Below are 13,939 nucleotides of genomic sequence, written 5' to 3'. Positions count from 1 at the left end.
CCACCGGACAGCAACTGCCGCGATCCGGGACACTCTGCGCAATCCATGACGGCCCCGGGGAAAGGACGCGATGCCATGTCGGAGGCTGCATCCACCCGGAGCCAGGTCAGCCGGCCGGGCCGCCCGGCGGCCGACCGGACAGGACCCCTGAACCGGTTCGACCGGCTCGGCCCGCTCGAACCGCTGCTGCGCGCCTGGCTGCCACGGCAGCGCTGGTTCGCGGGCAAGGGGCGCGCGATCAGCGCCCTGCGGCCGGTCTCGGCGGCCGAACTGCTCCCACCGGGGTCCTCGCCCGGGCTGCTGCACCTACTGCTCGACGTGGACGGCGACTGCTACCAGCTGCTGCTCGGGATCCGCCCCGAGCTGCCGCCCGCCCTCGCGCCCGCGCTGATCGGCCGCCCCGAGGAGGGCCCGTACGCCGGTCAGGCCGTCTACGAGGGCCTCGGCGACCCACGGCTCGCGGCCCTGCTGCTGGAACGATTGCGCTCCCCGGGCACGCTCGGCCCGCTGCGCTTCGACCGCGACCCGGGGGTGAGCGTCCCGGCTGCGCTGGCGGCCCGGCCGCTGTCCGGGGAACAGACCAACTCCTCGCTGATCTACGGGGACGCCTACATCCTCAAGGTGTTCCGGCGGGTCGGCCCCGGGGTCAATCCCGACCTGGAACTGCCCAGGGCCCTGGCCGCCGCCGGGTGCGCCCGGGTCCCCGCTCCCGTCGCCTGGTACGAGGCGGAGCTGCCCGGGTCCGAGCCGCTGACCCTGGGCGTCCTGCAGCCCTATCTGCGGGGCTCCGACGACGGCTGGCAGCTCGCGCTGCGCCGGCTCGGCGCGGGAGCCGACTTCACCGCCGAGGCCCACGCCCTGGGCCGGGCCACCGCCGAGGTGCACAGCGCGCTCGCCGACGCCCTGCCGACCATCGCGCTGGGCCCCGAGCAGACGGCCCGGCTGGCCGCCGGGATGACCGCGCGGCTGGCCGCCACCGCACGTGAGGTGACGTCACTGCGCCCGTACGAGGCGGGGCTGCGCGGCGCCTTCGACGCGCTCGCGTCCTCACGCGGTTCCGGGGTGCCCGCCCAGCGCATCCACGGCGACCTCCATCTGGGCCAGACCCTGCGCACCCTCGACGGCAGTTGGTCGTTGATCGACTTCGAAGGGGAACCGGCCCGGCCGCTGGCCGACCGGCGCCGCCCCGAACCGGCGGTCCGGGACATCGCCGGGATACTGCGTTCCTTCGACTACGCGGCCCGCTCCCACCGCCCCTTCGCCCCCGCCTGGGCGGATGCCTGCCGGGCCGCCTTCTGCGAGGGGTACGCCCGCACCACCGGCCGCGACCCGCGCGAGGACCCCGTCCTGCTGCGCGCCTACGAGACCGACAAGGCGGTGTACGAGGCCCGCTACGAGTCCCGCCACCGTCCCGACTGGCTGCACGTCCCGATGGCCGCCGTGCGGCGGCTGTCCGAACGCGAGCGGCCCGCCCACCGCCTGCCGCCCCCGCCGCCCGTCACCGATTCCCTCCCGCTCTCCCCCACACCCCACCCCCGCGAGCAGCCCCCTAGGAGGCCGCACACGTGAGCGCCGCCCGACAGCCGTCGCCGACGTCCCGCCCGACCACCTCCACCGCCACCGCCGCCGGCCAGGCCGAGACGGCGAAGAAACCGCGCGCGCCCCGGGCCCGGCGGACCGCCCCGCCGCACGGGGTCCGGCCCGCGCCGGCGCTGGGCGCGGAGGAACGGTCCCGGCTGCTGGAGGGCCGCCACCACGATCCGCACGCGGTGCTGGGCGGCCGCACCCACCGGGGCGGGGTGGCGTTCCGGGCGCTGCGCCCGTACGCGAAGGCGGTCACCATCGTCGCCAAGGGGCTGCGGGCCGAACTCGTCGACGAGGGAGACGGGTTCTTCTCCGGACTGCTGCCGCTGACCGGGGTGCCCGACTACCGGCTGCTGGTGACGTACGACAGCGACGAGGTGGAGGTGCACGACCCCTACCGCTTCCTGCCCGCGCTCGGCGAGCTGGACCTGCACCTGATCGGCGAAGGCCGGCACGAGGAGCTGTGGACGGCGCTCGGCGCGGAGCCGATGGAGCACCAGGGCGTGGCCGGGACCCGGTTCACGGTGTGGGCGCCGAACGCCCAGGGGGTCAGGGTCACCGGCGACTTCTCGTACTGGGACGCGGTGGCCCACCCGATGCGCTCGCTGGGTTCGACCGGGGTGTGGGAGCTGTTCCTGCCCGGTGTCGGCGAGGGCGCGATGTACAAGTACGACATCACGCGCCCGGACGGCAGCCACACCCTGCGCGCCGACCCGATGGCGCGCCGGGCCGAGGTGCCGCCCGCGAACGCGTCGATCGTGACCGCCTCGCACCACACGTGGCAGGACACCGACTGGATGGCGACCCGGGGGCTGCGGCCCGCGCACCAGGCGCCGCTGTCGGTGTACGAGCTGCACCTGGCCTCCTGGCGGCCGGGGCTGAGCTACGCGCAGCTGGCGGAGCAGCTCCCGGCGTACGTGAAGGAGCTGGGGTTCACCCACGTCGAGCTGATGCCGGTCGCCGAGCACCCCTTCGGCGGCTCCTGGGGCTACCAGGTCACCGGTTTCTACGCGCCCACCTCGCGGATGGGCACGCCCGACGATTTCCGCGGCCTGGTCGACGCCCTGCACCGGGCCGGCATCGGGGTGATCGTCGACTGGGTGCCCGCGCACTTCCCGCGCGACGACTGGGCGCTCGCCGAGTTCGACGGGCGGCCGCTGTACGAGCACCACGACCCGCAGCGGGCGGCGCACCCGGACTGGGGGACGCTGGAGTTCGACTACGGGCGCAAGGAGGTCCGCAACTTCCTCGTGGCGAACGCCGTGTACTGGTGCCAGGAGTTCCACATCGACGGGCTGCGCGTGGACGCGGTGGCCTCGATGCTCTACCTGGACTACTCGCGCGGCGAGGGCGAGTGGACGCCGAACGAGCACGGCGGGCGGGAGAACCTGGACGCGGTCGCGCTGCTCCAGGAGATGAACGCGACGGTCTACCGGCGCTGCCCGGGCGTGATGACCATCGCCGAGGAGTCCACGGCCTGGGAGGGCGTGACCCGGCCGACGGACGCGGGCGGGCTCGGCTTCGGGCTGAAGTGGAACATGGGCTGGATGCACGACACCCTGCGCTACGTCGCGAAGGAGCCGGTGCACCGCAAGTACCACCACCACGACATGACCTTCGGGATGGTCTACGCGTACAGCGAGAACTACGTGCTGCCGATCTCGCACGACGAGGTGGTGCACGGCAAGGGGTCGCTGGTCGGGAAGATGCCGGGCGACTGGTGGCAGCAGCGGGCCTGCCACCGGGCGTACCTGGGGTTCATGTGGGCCCATCCCGGCAAGCAGCTCCTGTTCATGGGGCAGGAGTTCGCGCAGGGCGCCGAGTGGTCGGAGGCGCACGGGCCGGACTGGTGGCTGCTGGACTCCTCCTACGCCGCGGCCGCCGACCACCGCGGGGTGCGCTCGCTGGTGGGCGAGCTGAACCGGACCTACACGGCGACGCCCGCGCTGTGGGAGCGCGACACGGTGCCGGAGGGGTTCGCCTGGGTGGCGGCGGACGCGGCGGAGGACAACGTCATCGCCTTCCTGCGCCACGCGGTGGACGGCTCGCCGCTGCTGTGCGTCTCGAACTTCTCGCCGGTGGTCCGGCACGGGTACCGGATCGGTGTCCCGGACGAGGTGCCCGAGTGGCACGAGGTGCTGAACACGGACGCCGAGCGGTTCGGCGGCAGCGGGGTGCGCCACCTGCGGCCGCTGCGGCCGGAGCCGGTGCCCGCGCAGGGGCGGGCGGCGAGCCTGCGGATGACGCTGCCGCCGCTGTCGACGGTGTGGCTCAGGCCGTGACGGCCGGGGCCGGGGCCGCCTGGTCGAGGACGTCTTCGAGGTCCTGAAGCAGGCGGCGCTTGGCCCGGGCGCCGACCAGCGTCTTGACGGGTTCGCCGTCGCGCAGGACGAGCAGGGTGGGCATGGACAGCACCCCGTACCGGACCATCGTCTCGGGGTTGCTGTCCGCGTCGATCTGCACCACCTTCAGGCGGTGCGCCTCCTCGGCGGCGATGGCGGACAGCACCGGCGCCAGCTGGCGGCAGGGCCCGCACCAGTCGGCGGTGAACTCGACCAGCACGGGGCGCCCGCGCTCGGCGAGCACCTCGTTCGCGAAGGTCGCGTCGGTGACCTCGTCCACTCCGTGGGCACGCAGCATGTTCTTCTCCCCTGTTCGAAGGCGTCAGTCTGTGGTGGTGGCGGGTGCGGTGGTCTCGCAGCGCGGGGTGGCCGCCTCGCCGGCGGCCTCCTCGGCGGCTCCGAGCTGCCGCGCGACCTGGTCGCGTACGTCGGCGAGCTTGCCGATCAGGCCGTCCAGCTCCGCGAGCTTGCGGCGGTAGACGGCGAGCGAGGCGGGGCAGGCGTCCCCGGCCGGGTGGCCGGCCCGCAGGCAGTCCACGAAGGGACGGGTCTCCTCCAGCTCGAAGCCGAAGTCCTGGAGCACCCGGATCTCGCGCAGCAGCCGCAGGTCGTCCTCGTCGTACGAGCGGTAGCCGTTGCCGGTCCGCCGGGCGGGGAGCAGCCCCCGGTCCTCGTAGTAGCGCAGGGTCCGGGTGGTGGTGCCCGCCCGCTCCGCCAGTTCGCCGATTCGCATGGGCCGACCGTAATCCTTGACGCCCACGTCAAGGCAAGGAGCGGGGGAAGGAGGCCCTCGCCACCCCCGTGTACGAGGGCCCCCGACTGATTCACGCCTGCGTGGCCGAAGTGGTTCAGGTGACGTGACGGGGTGTGATGGGGTTCACTCGAACGGCGGGCGTAGGGTTGGCTTGAACCGGACCCCGGGGAATGGATCTTCGCACCATCCGATTACCGGACGGTCATGCAAAATCCGGACTTAATCCCCGAACACCGTAGGAGGATCCTACGAGTTGTGGCCTTGTTTGAACGGTCTGTAGTCGCCAAGGCCGTTTCGCTCCTACGGTGTGGCACGTGCACTCCAGCCCTCCTTTCAATGCCCCCGCCGCCCGCCGCCTGCGGGCGGCCCTGGGCATGGCGCCCGGCCACGTCGCCTACGGCCTGCGCGCCCAGTACGGGCTCCTCGTCGACCCCGAGACCGTCATGGCCTGGGAGCGTGGCGAAATACCGCCCTCCTCGACCGAGGTGACGGCGCTCGCGGGCGTGCTGTGGTGTTCGCCCGGCGAACTTCTGGCCGAGCCGGTGACCCTGCGGGAGCACCGGATCGCGCGCGGCGTGGCCCCGGAGGAGCTGGCCCGGCGGGTCGGGCTGGAACCGGCCGCCTACCAGAAGATGGAGGACACTGGCCGCTGGAAGGGCAACGAGCGCCAGTCCGCCACCCTCAGCTCGCTGCTGGGGCTGTCACTGGCCCAGTTCGTGGCCGCCACCGGCAAGCAGGACGAGCTGGCGGAGCTGCTGCGCAACGCGGTGACGACCCGCTGGCAGGCCTATGTGAAACCGCTGACCAAGCTGCTCCCCGTGCCCAAGCCCCAGTTGGAGCGGGTGCTGGAGCTGCTGCACGGGGACTACCAGTCCCGGATGCTCTCCACCCTGAGCTGGGGCGGCGCGGGCGGCCGACCCGACAGCGGGGACGCGGGGCGCGAGTTCCTGGCGGAGATCGTGGACCGCTTCTGGGAGCTGGCGAACGTGCGTTAGCCCACGCCGAGCGGACGGGAAACGGCCCCGGCCGGTCCCGGGAGGGGACGCGATCGGGGCCGTTCGGCGCGGAGATCGGGGACGTAAGTCCCGGCGGGAGGGTCGGACGGCGAGGGCTAGAAGACGGACTCGGCCTCGTAGATGCGGTCTTCCGGGACGGTCTTCAGCTCGGTGACCGCCTCGGCGAGCGGGGCCATCACGATGTCGGTGCCGCGCAGCGCGGTCATGTTGCCGAAGTCGCCGCGGTGGACGCCCTCGACGGCGTGCCAGCCGAAGCGGGTCGCGAGGACGCGGTCGTACGCGGTCGGGGTGCCGCCGCGCTGGACGTGGCCGAGGATGACCGGACGGGCCTCCTTGCCCAGGCGCCGCTCCAGCTCCACGGCCAGCCGGTTGCCGATGCCGGCGAAGCGCTCGTGACCGTACGCGTCGATCGCGCCCTTCTCGTACGGCATGGAGCCCTCGGCCGGGTGCGCGCCTTCGGCGACGCAGACGACCGCGAACTTCTTGCCACGGGCGAATCGTTCCTCCACCATCTTCACCAGGGCGTCGACCTCGAACGGCCGCTCCGGCAGGCAGATGCCGTGGGCGCCGCCCGCCATGCCGGACTCCAGGGCGATCCAGCCCGCGTGGCGTCCCATGACCTCGACGACCATCACGCGCTGGTGCGATTCGGCGGTGGTCTTCAGCCGGTCGATCGCCTCGGTCGCCACCATGACGGCGGTGTCGAAGCCGAAGGTGCGGTCGGTGGAGGAGATGTCGTTGTCGATGGTCTTCGGTACGCCGACCACCGGCATGCCCGCGTCCGACAGCATCCGGGCGGCGGTCAGGGTGCCTTCGCCGCCGATCGGGATGAGGGCGTCGATCTCGTACCGCTGTGCCAGTTCCGCCGCGTTCTCGGCGGCCTCGTGCAGCCGGGCGCGCTCCATCCGGGCTGAGCCGAGAATCGTTCCGCCGCGCGCCAGAATGCCACTGACGGCATTGATGTCGAGGGGGCGGTAATGACCATCGAGGAGGCCCTTGAACCCGTCCTCGAAACCGATGACTTCGTCGCCGTGTCCGACCACGGCACGGTGTACGACCGACCGGATGACAGCGTTCAGGCCCGGGCAGTCGCCGCCTGCGGTGAGAACTCCGATACGCATCGTGCTGTGTCTCCTGCTCCTGGTCGTACCGAGCGGCCCACGCGGGGGCGGACCGCCGTACAGATGAAGGGCGTATTGATGAAGCCTGTCCGATTGTTCCACGGGCCACGGGTGGGGCGCGCTTCGAGCGAAGCCCCCCACAGGGCCTTTCGGCCCTCCCGGACAGGCCCTTTTCCCGGCGGGCGCCCTATCCATCGGCAGAGGTATTGTCAAGAGGGCAAGCCCCTATCAAATGGGCAAAATGCCGCAGAAACGACTCGTAAGACACACAGGTAAGACACACAGGGACGGAGAGCACGCGTGACGCGCAGCGTGTACGTGACCGGCATCGACCGGGGGGACGGCCGGCAGGTCATCGAGCTCGGACTCATGGAGCTGCTGACCCGCCAGACGGGCCGGGTGGGTGTCTACCGTCCACTGCTGCACGACGGACCCGACCGGCTCTTCGACCTCCTCAAGGCCCGCTACCGGCTCGACCAGGACCCCTCCACCGCCTTCGGCATGGAGTACCACGAGGCGTCCGCGCTGCTCGCCGAGAAGGGCGCCGACGAACTGGTCTCGCAGCTGGTCGACGGCTACCACCGGGCCGCCCGCGACTACGAGGTCATGCTGGTCCTCGGCACCGACTACGCCGACACCAACCTGCCCGACGAGCTGGGGCTCAACGCCCGCCTGGCCAACGAGCTGGGCGCGGTCGTCGTCCCCGTGGTCGGGGGCGCCAAGCAGACCGCCGAGTCCGTGCGCGCCGAGATCCGCAACGCCTACCGGGCCTACGAGAGCCTCGGCTGCGAGGTCGTGGCCGTGATCGCCAACCGGGTGGCCGCCGAGGACCGCGAGGTCATAGCCGAGCGGCTGGCCGCGCGGCTCCCGGTGCCCTGTTACGTCCTGCCCGACGACAAGACGCTCTCCGCCCCGACGGTCGCCCAGATCACCCGGGCGCTGGGGGGCGAGGTGCTGCTCGGCGACGAGGCCGGGCTGGCCCGCGACGCCGTGGACTTCGTCTTCGGCGGCGCCATGCTGCCGAACTTCCTGAACGCGCTGACCCCCGGCTGTCTGGTCGTCACCCCCGGGGACCGCTCCGACCTGGTCATCGGCGCGCTCGCCGCGCACACCTCCGGCACCCCGCCGATCGCCGGCATCCTGCTGACCCTGAACGAGCGCCCCGGCAAGGACATCCTGACGCTGGCCTCGAAGCTGGCACCGGGCACCCCGGTGGTCTCGGTCGCGGGGAACAGCTTCCCGACCGCCGCCGAACTCTTCGCCCTGCAGAGCCGGCTGAACTCCGCGACCCCGCGCAAGCTGGAGACCGCGCTCGGCCTCTTCGAACGGCACGTGGACACGGCCGCGCTGCGCGACCGGATCTCGCTGACCCGCTCCACCCGGGTCACCCCGATGATGTTCGAGCACGAGCTGCTGGAGCAGGCGCGCTCCGAGCGGCGCCGGGTGGTGCTGCCCGAGGGCACCGAGGAGCGGGTGCTGCGCGCCGCGGACGTGGTGCTGCGCCGCGGGGTGTGCGACCTGACCCTGCTGGGCGAGGAGCAGGCGATCCTGAAGAAGGCCGCCGACCTCGGCATCGACATCAGCGCGGCGCAGCTGATCGACCCGATGACCTCGCCGCTGCGGGAACGGTTCGCCGAGTACTACGCGAAGGCCCGCGCCCACAAGGGCATGACGGTCGAGCTGGCCAACGACGTGGTCACGGACGTCAATTACTTCGGCACGCTGATGGTCCAGGAGGGCCTGGCCGACGGCATGGTCTCCGGCGCGGTGCACTCCACCGCCGCCACCATCCGGCCCGCCTTCGAGATCATCAAGACCAAGCCCGAGGCGTCCATCGTCTCCTCGGTCTTCTTCATGTGCCTGGCCGACAAGGTCCTCGCCTACGGCGACTGCGCCGTGAACCCGGACCCCAACGCCGAGCAGCTCGCCGACATCGCCATCCAGTCGGCCACCACCGCCGCGGCCTTCGGGCTGGAGCCGCGGATCGCGATGCTCTCGTACTCGACCGGCACCTCCGGTTCGGGCGCGGACGTCGACAAGGTCCGCAAGGCCACCGAGATCGTCCGCGCGCAGCGCCCGGACCTGCTGATCGAGGGCCCGATCCAGTACGACGCCGCCGTCGAGCCGTCGGTGGCCGCGACGAAGCTGCCGGAGTCCGAGGTGGCCGGGCGGGCGACCGTACTGATCTTCCCGGACCTCAACACCGGCAACAACACCTACAAGGCCGTCCAGCGCTCCGCGGGCGCCGTGGCGGTCGGCCCGGTCCTGCAGGGTCTGCGCAAGCCGGTCAACGACCTCTCGCGCGGCGCGCTGGTCCAGGACATCGTCACCACCGTGGCGATCACCGCGATCCAGGCCCAGTCCAAGCCCGCCGCCGGCTGACCCCCGTACGACGTCGTACGACCCCGCACCGCACCCCCCACCCACACGAGAAGGTTCCGCACACGTGACCGCATCGCGCGTACTCGTCCTCAACTCCGGCTCCTCGTCGGTCAAGTACCAGCTGCTCGACATGGCGGACCGGTCCCGCCTGGCCGTCGGGCTGGTGGAGCGCATCGGCGAGGAGACCTCCCGGCTGGTGCACGAACGGCTCACCGGGGATCCGGACGCCGCCGACCGTAAGCGGGAGGTGCTCGGCCCGATCGCGGACCACCGGGCGGCGCTGACGGCCGTCGCCGCCGAGCTGGCCGCCGACGGCACGGGCCTGGACTCCGCCGAACTGGCCGCCATCGGCCACCGGGTGGTGCACGGCGGGACGAAGTTCACCCGGCCGACCGTGATCGACGACGAGGTGCTGGCCGAGATCCGGGCCCTGATCCCGCTCGCGCCGCTGCACAACCCGGCGAACGTGACGGGCATCGAGGTGGCCCGCGCGCTGCGCCCGGACCTCCCGCAGGTCGCGGTCTTCGACACGGCCTTCCACGCGACGATGCCGGAGTACGTGGCGCGGTACGCGATCGACGCGGCGACCGCCGAGAAGTACTCCATCCGGCGGTACGGGTTCCACGGCACCTCGCACGCCTACGTGTCCCGGGCGACCGCGGCCCTGCTGGGCAGGGCGCCCGAGGACGTGAACGTCATCGTGCTGCACCTGGGCAACGGCGCCTCGGCCTCGGCGGTGCGGGGCGGGGTGTGCGTGGACACCTCGATGGGGCTGACCCCGCTGGAGGGTCTGGTCATGGGAACCCGCTCCGGGGACCTCGATCCGGCCGTCGTCTTCCACCTGGCCCGGGTGGGCGGCCTCTCGGTGGATGAGATCGATTCGCTCCTGAACAAGAAGAGCGGTCTGCTGGGCATGTGCGGGGACAACGACATGCGCGAGGTGCTGCGGCGCGCGGGCGAGGGAGACGAGGCGGCGGGCGTCGCCTTCGCGGCGTACGTCCACCGCCTGAAGAAGTACATCGGTGCCTACTCGGCCGTTCTCGGCCGGGTGGACGCGGTGGTGTTCACGGCCGGGGTCGGCGAGAACGCGCACCAGGTGCGGGAAGCTGCGGTGGACGGGCTGGCCGAGCTGGGGCTCGCGCTGGACCTGGAAGCCAACGCGGTGCGCTCCCCGGAGCCGCGGCTGATCTCGGCGGAGTACGCCCGGGTGGCCGTGGCCGTGGTCCCGACGGATGAGGAACTGGAGATCGCCACCCAGGCGTACGAACTCGTTACCGTTACCGGGTAGCTGCGTCTTGGACTTTCCACCAGACGGAATATTCCGCTACGAAACAAACCGATAGGATCCGCTCCATGCGCCGTTCCAAAATCGTCTGCACGCTGGGCCCCGCCGTCGACTCGTATGAGCAGCTGAAAGCGCTCATCGAGGCAGGCATGAACGTGGCCCGATTCAACTTCAGCCACGGATCCCAGGCAGAACACCAGGAGCGGTACGACCGCGTCCGGAAGGTCTCCGAGGACACCGGGCGTGCCGTCGGCGTCCTCGCCGACCTCCAGGGTCCGAAGATCCGTCTGGAAACCTTCGCCGAGGGTCCCGTCGAGCTGGTGCGCGGTGACGAGTTCACCATCACCACCGAGGACGTCCCTGGCGACAAGTCCATCTGCGGCACCACCTACAAGGGCCTGCCGGGTGACGTCTCCAAGGGCGACCAGATCCTGATCAACGACGGCAACGTCGAGCTTCGCGTGACCTCGGTCGAGGGCGCGCAGGTCAAGACCATCGTCATCGAGGGCGGTGTCATCTCGGACCACAAGGGCATCAACCTGCCGGGTGCCGCCGTCAACGTCCCGGCCCTGTCCGAGAAGGACGTCGACGACCTCCGCTTCGCCCTGCGGATGGGCTGCGACATGGTCGCCCTGTCCTTCGTCCGTGACGCCAACGACGTCAAGGACGTCCACAAGGTCATGGACGAGGAGGGCCGCCGGGTCCCCGTCATCGCCAAGGTCGAGAAGCCGCAGGCGGTCGCGAACATGGAGGCCGTCGTCGACGCCTTCGACGCGGTCATGGTGGCCCGTGGTGACCTGGCCGTCGAGTACCCGCTCGAAAAGGTCCCGATGGTCCAGAAGCGGCTCATCGAGATGTGCCGCCGCAACGCCAAGCCGGTGATCGTCGCGACCCAGATGATGGAGTCGATGATCACCAACTCGCGGCCGACCCGCGCCGAGGCCTCCGACGTCGCGAACGCCATCCTCGACGGCGCCGACGCGGTCATGCTGTCGGCCGAGTCCTCGGTCGGCGCCTACCCGATCGAGACCGTCAAGACGATGTCGAAGATCGTCGTCGCGGCCGAGGAAGAGCTGCTCTCCAAGGGCCTCCAGCCCCTGGTCCCGGGCAAGAAGCCGCGCACCCAGGGCGGCTCCGTCGCCCGTGCGGCCTGCGAGATCGCCGACTTCCTCGACGGCAAGGCGCTGGTCGCCTTCACCCACTCCGGTGACACGGCCCGCCGCCTGTCGCGCTACCGCGCGGTCCAGCCGATCCTGGCCTTCACGACCAGCGAGAGCACCCGCAACCAGCTCTCCCTGAGCTGGGGCGTCGAGTCGTACGTCGTGCGCCACGTGGACAACACCGACGCGATGGTCGACCTGGTGGACGACGAGCTGCTCAAGCTCAAGCGCTACAACCAGGGCGACACCATGATCATCACGGCCGGTTCGCCCCCCGGCGTCCCGGGCACGACCAACATGGTCCGCGTCCACCACCTCAACGGCGGCGCCCGCGACTGACGTCGCTCGCGTACCGCTCCGTCTGCCGCACAGACACGAGGGCGGCACCCCGAACGATCGGGGTGCCGCCCTCGGCGCGTCGTGCGGGGCGCTGCCTACTCCGGCGGGCCGATGTAGTTGTGCAGGCCCGGAACGGTCAGGTTGCCGCCGAACTGGCCCGCCTGGACGACCTTGACGTTCGTGAAGAACGCGAAGGGGACGTTCAGCGGCGGCGGGGTGTTCGGGGTGAACTCGATCGGGATCAGCCCGAACAGGTTCCCCTTCAGGCTCTCGGTGTACATCGTCACCGTGCCGCCGCGGATCGTGGACGTGGAGCCCGGACGGGACTTGAGGTGGGCGACGTTCCCGCTCTTGCCGACCGTCTGGTAGAGGTCCTTGATGTCGAGCGAGTCCGCCGTGAACTTCAGGACCTTCTTGGTGCTGCCGTTCGCCGTCTTGACCTCGACGATGCCCGCGTAGTCCAGCCCGTAGAGGGTCAGCAGGGAGCTGTCGAGGTACCAGGGCTCGTCCGGCAGGACCGGGACGCCGGGATCCAGCTTGGCGTTGGCCAGGGCCTGCGCGTCCAGCGTCGGGCAGGGGAAGGGCGTCTTGCCGTCCGCCGTCGCGGGGTCGCCGGTCGTGGCGTCCCCGCTCTTGGAGGGGCTGGGGCTCGCGTCGTCTGCCTTCTTCTCCTCGTCCGCCTTCCCCGTCTCGTCCTTCGGGGTCTTCGCGCTGTCCTTGACGTCCTGCGGCAGCTCCGAGACCGAGACTCCGGCCTTGTCCGCCGCCTCGCGGACGGCGTCCGCGGCCGGGTCGGGGCTCTGCTTCGCGCCGGGCGTGGTGGCGGGCGCGGGCGTCGGGGTGACCGCGTCCTTGGCGCCCTTGAGGGGCTTGCCCAGCTCGTCGAAGAAGTCCTTGACCGTGCTGCCCAGACCCAGCGGGTCCAGCGGGTTCGTGGTCTTCGCCGACGGCGAGGCGCTCGCGGACGGCGAGGCGGCCGGGGCCCCCTGCTTCGCCGGCTGGGACGGGCTCCCCTGCTTGGCCGCGGGCTTGGGCGCCGACGGGGAGGCAGAGGACTTCGGCACCACCGGGACGCCCGCCGAGGGGGTCGCGGTGGGCGACGCGCTCGGGGACGGGCTCTTGGAGGTGGAGGCCGACGGGGAGGGCGATTCCGTGGGCTCGTCGGACCGTGTGACGCACGGCCCGGGCGCGAACGGGATCTCCTTGTCGTCGGCCAGCGCCATCTTCGGCGCCATGCCCATCCCGACGAACACCGCGGTCGGCATGGCCGCCAGGGCCATCGTCTTGCCGACGGGTATCTGGAGCTTGGTCAGCAGCGACTTCCTGGGCGCCGCGTGGCGCGGGCCCCTTCTCTCACGGGACTCTTCGCCTGGGGCCTGCGCCCGTTGCGTTTCGTCACCCCGCACTGTTCCTCCCGCCATCGGCGTGGGCAGTCGTCTCGGAAGCGTGGTCCGTTTCCGCCTCGCGGGGAGCGGGCAGCTCGACCGCGGGGTCGAGGGGCCTGCCGGGCGCCCACGCCAGCGCGAGGCACCCGCCGATCAGCGCGCACAGGAAGCCCAGCAGGAAGCCGCCGATGTTCGACACCGGAAGCGACACCAGCCCCAGCAGGAGCGTGGCCACTCCGGCGAAGATCCTGATGCCCTGCTGGAACCAGAGGGCGAGCCCGAGCGTTACCAGCAGGACACCGATGATCAGTGACCCGGCGCCGGCCGTCGTCGCCATGGCGATCGTGATGTTGCCCAACCGGACGTCCGCGTACGGGAAGTACGCGATCGGGAGGCCGCCGAGCAGCGTGAACAGCCCCGCCCAGAAGGGCCGGGCGCCGCGCCAGGCGCGGAACCGGTACCAGAGCACCGTGAGCCAGTGATCGTCTGCCGGGGTTACGGGGGCCTCGGGGTACATGGACAACAGCTCCCTGAAAACGGTCGTACGGAGAACTACGTGGTGCGCCCGGAC

Annotated in this window: 11 protein-coding genes; 6 read left to right on the top strand and 5 right to left on the bottom strand. The window is 71.5% G+C overall.

Annotation, left to right across the window (positions count from 1 at the left end):
• The first annotated feature begins 75 nt into the window (after positions 1 to 75).
• Together OHS33_RS25390 and glgB are read left to right on the top strand one after the other, a co-directional pair.
• Entirely contained in the window at positions 76 to 1,569 is a 1,494-nt protein-coding gene (locus OHS33_RS25390; RefSeq protein ID WP_330332716.1) for a maltokinase N-terminal cap-like domain-containing protein, read from the top strand.
• The gene (glgB, locus tag OHS33_RS25385) at positions 1,566 to 3,866 is read left to right on the top strand and encodes a 1,4-alpha-glucan branching enzyme (RefSeq protein ID WP_330332715.1); all 2,301 of its coding nucleotides are present in this window, start codon (positions 1,566 to 1,568) and stop codon (positions 3,864 to 3,866) included. Before OHS33_RS25390 ends, glgB begins: the two co-directional genes overlap by 4 nt.
• Here glgB and OHS33_RS25380 read toward each other — a convergent pair.
• Both OHS33_RS25380 and OHS33_RS25375 read right to left on the bottom strand, forming a co-directional pair.
• Positions 3,856 to 4,224 carry a thioredoxin family protein gene (locus tag OHS33_RS25380; RefSeq protein WP_330332714.1) on the bottom strand — a complete coding sequence of 123 codons (369 nt, stop codon included), beginning with the start codon at positions 4,222 to 4,224 and terminating at the stop codon, positions 3,856 to 3,858. The genes glgB and OHS33_RS25380 overlap by 11 nt on opposite strands.
• A 24-nt stretch (positions 4,225 to 4,248) precedes the next feature.
• Positions 4,249 to 4,659: a MerR family transcriptional regulator gene (locus OHS33_RS25375; protein WP_330332713.1), complete on the bottom strand. Its 411-nt coding sequence runs from the start codon at positions 4,657 to 4,659 to the stop codon at positions 4,249 to 4,251.
• 395 nt (positions 4,660 to 5,054) lie between these two features.
• Here OHS33_RS25375 and OHS33_RS25370 point away from each other — a divergent pair, with 395 nt between their 5' ends.
• On the top strand, positions 5,055 to 5,675 hold the full coding sequence (locus OHS33_RS25370; protein WP_443065467.1) for an XRE family transcriptional regulator: 621 nt from the start codon (positions 5,055 to 5,057) through the stop codon (positions 5,673 to 5,675).
• A gap of 116 nt (positions 5,676 to 5,791) precedes the next feature.
• Here OHS33_RS25370 and OHS33_RS25365 read toward each other — a convergent pair whose 3' ends face one another.
• Complete coding sequence (locus tag OHS33_RS25365) at positions 5,792 to 6,817, bottom strand: ATP-dependent 6-phosphofructokinase (protein WP_330332711.1); 1,026 nt, start codon at positions 6,815 to 6,817, stop codon at positions 5,792 to 5,794.
• Between the two features lie 300 nt (positions 6,818 to 7,117).
• Between OHS33_RS25365 and pta the strand changes: the two genes are divergently transcribed.
• The 3 genes from pta to pyk all read left to right on the top strand — a co-directional run bounded on the left by pta (position 7,118) and on the right by pyk (position 11,983).
• Positions 7,118 to 9,199: a phosphate acetyltransferase gene (gene pta, locus OHS33_RS25360; RefSeq protein WP_330332710.1), complete on the top strand. Its 2,082-nt coding sequence runs from the start codon at positions 7,118 to 7,120 to the stop codon at positions 9,197 to 9,199.
• 64 nt (positions 9,200 to 9,263) lie between these two features.
• Positions 9,264 to 10,487 (top strand): acetate kinase, encoded by a 1,224-nt coding sequence (locus OHS33_RS25355; protein WP_330332709.1) that lies wholly within the window; start codon positions 9,264 to 9,266, stop codon positions 10,485 to 10,487.
• A gap of 65 nt (positions 10,488 to 10,552) precedes the next feature.
• Positions 10,553 to 11,983, top strand: coding sequence for a pyruvate kinase (gene pyk / locus OHS33_RS25350; RefSeq protein ID WP_330332708.1), 1,431 nt, complete (start codon positions 10,553 to 10,555; stop codon positions 11,981 to 11,983).
• 95 nt (positions 11,984 to 12,078) lie between these two features.
• Here the strand turns inward: pyk and OHS33_RS25345 are convergent, their stop codons facing one another.
• Both OHS33_RS25345 and OHS33_RS25340 read right to left on the bottom strand, forming a co-directional pair.
• Complete coding sequence (locus tag OHS33_RS25345) at positions 12,079 to 13,389, bottom strand: hypothetical protein (protein ID WP_330332707.1); 1,311 nt, start codon at positions 13,387 to 13,389, stop codon at positions 12,079 to 12,081.
• Positions 13,379 to 13,885, bottom strand: a complete 507-nt coding sequence (locus OHS33_RS25340; protein ID WP_330332706.1) for a DUF6114 domain-containing protein — start codon at positions 13,883 to 13,885, stop codon at positions 13,379 to 13,381. The genes OHS33_RS25345 and OHS33_RS25340 overlap by 11 nt, the downstream gene beginning before the upstream one ends.
• Positions 13,886 to 13,939 lie beyond the last annotated feature (54 nt).

This window comes from Streptomyces sp. NBC_00536 (assembly GCF_036346295.1).
Lineage (GTDB): Bacteria > Actinomycetota > Actinomycetes > Streptomycetales > Streptomycetaceae > Streptomyces.
Note: the sequence above shows the minus strand (reverse complement) of the source record. Positions and strands in the feature narration are given on the sequence as shown.

Bases quoted from the DNA above. Each gene is read 5' to 3' on its own strand.
- OHS33_RS25340 (WP_330332706.1), bottom strand. From the start codon at position 13,885: ATGTACCCCGAGGCCCCCGTAACCCCGGCAGACGATCACTGGCTCACG.
- OHS33_RS25365 (WP_330332711.1), bottom strand. From the start codon at position 6,817: ATGCGTATCGGAGTTCTCACCGCAGGCGGCGACTGCCCGGGCCTGAAC.
- OHS33_RS25370 (WP_443065467.1), top strand. From the start codon at position 5,055: ATGGCGCCCGGCCACGTCGCCTACGGCCTGCGCGCCCAGTACGGGCTC.
- OHS33_RS25390 (WP_330332716.1), top strand. From the start codon at position 76: ATGTCGGAGGCTGCATCCACCCGGAGCCAGGTCAGCCGGCCGGGCCGC.
- OHS33_RS25375 (WP_330332713.1), bottom strand. From the start codon at position 4,659: ATGCGAATCGGCGAACTGGCGGAGCGGGCGGGCACCACCACCCGGACC.
- pyk (WP_330332708.1), top strand. From the start codon at position 10,553: ATGCGCCGTTCCAAAATCGTCTGCACGCTGGGCCCCGCCGTCGACTCG.
- OHS33_RS25380 (WP_330332714.1), bottom strand. From the start codon at position 4,224: ATGCTGCGTGCCCACGGAGTGGACGAGGTCACCGACGCGACCTTCGCG.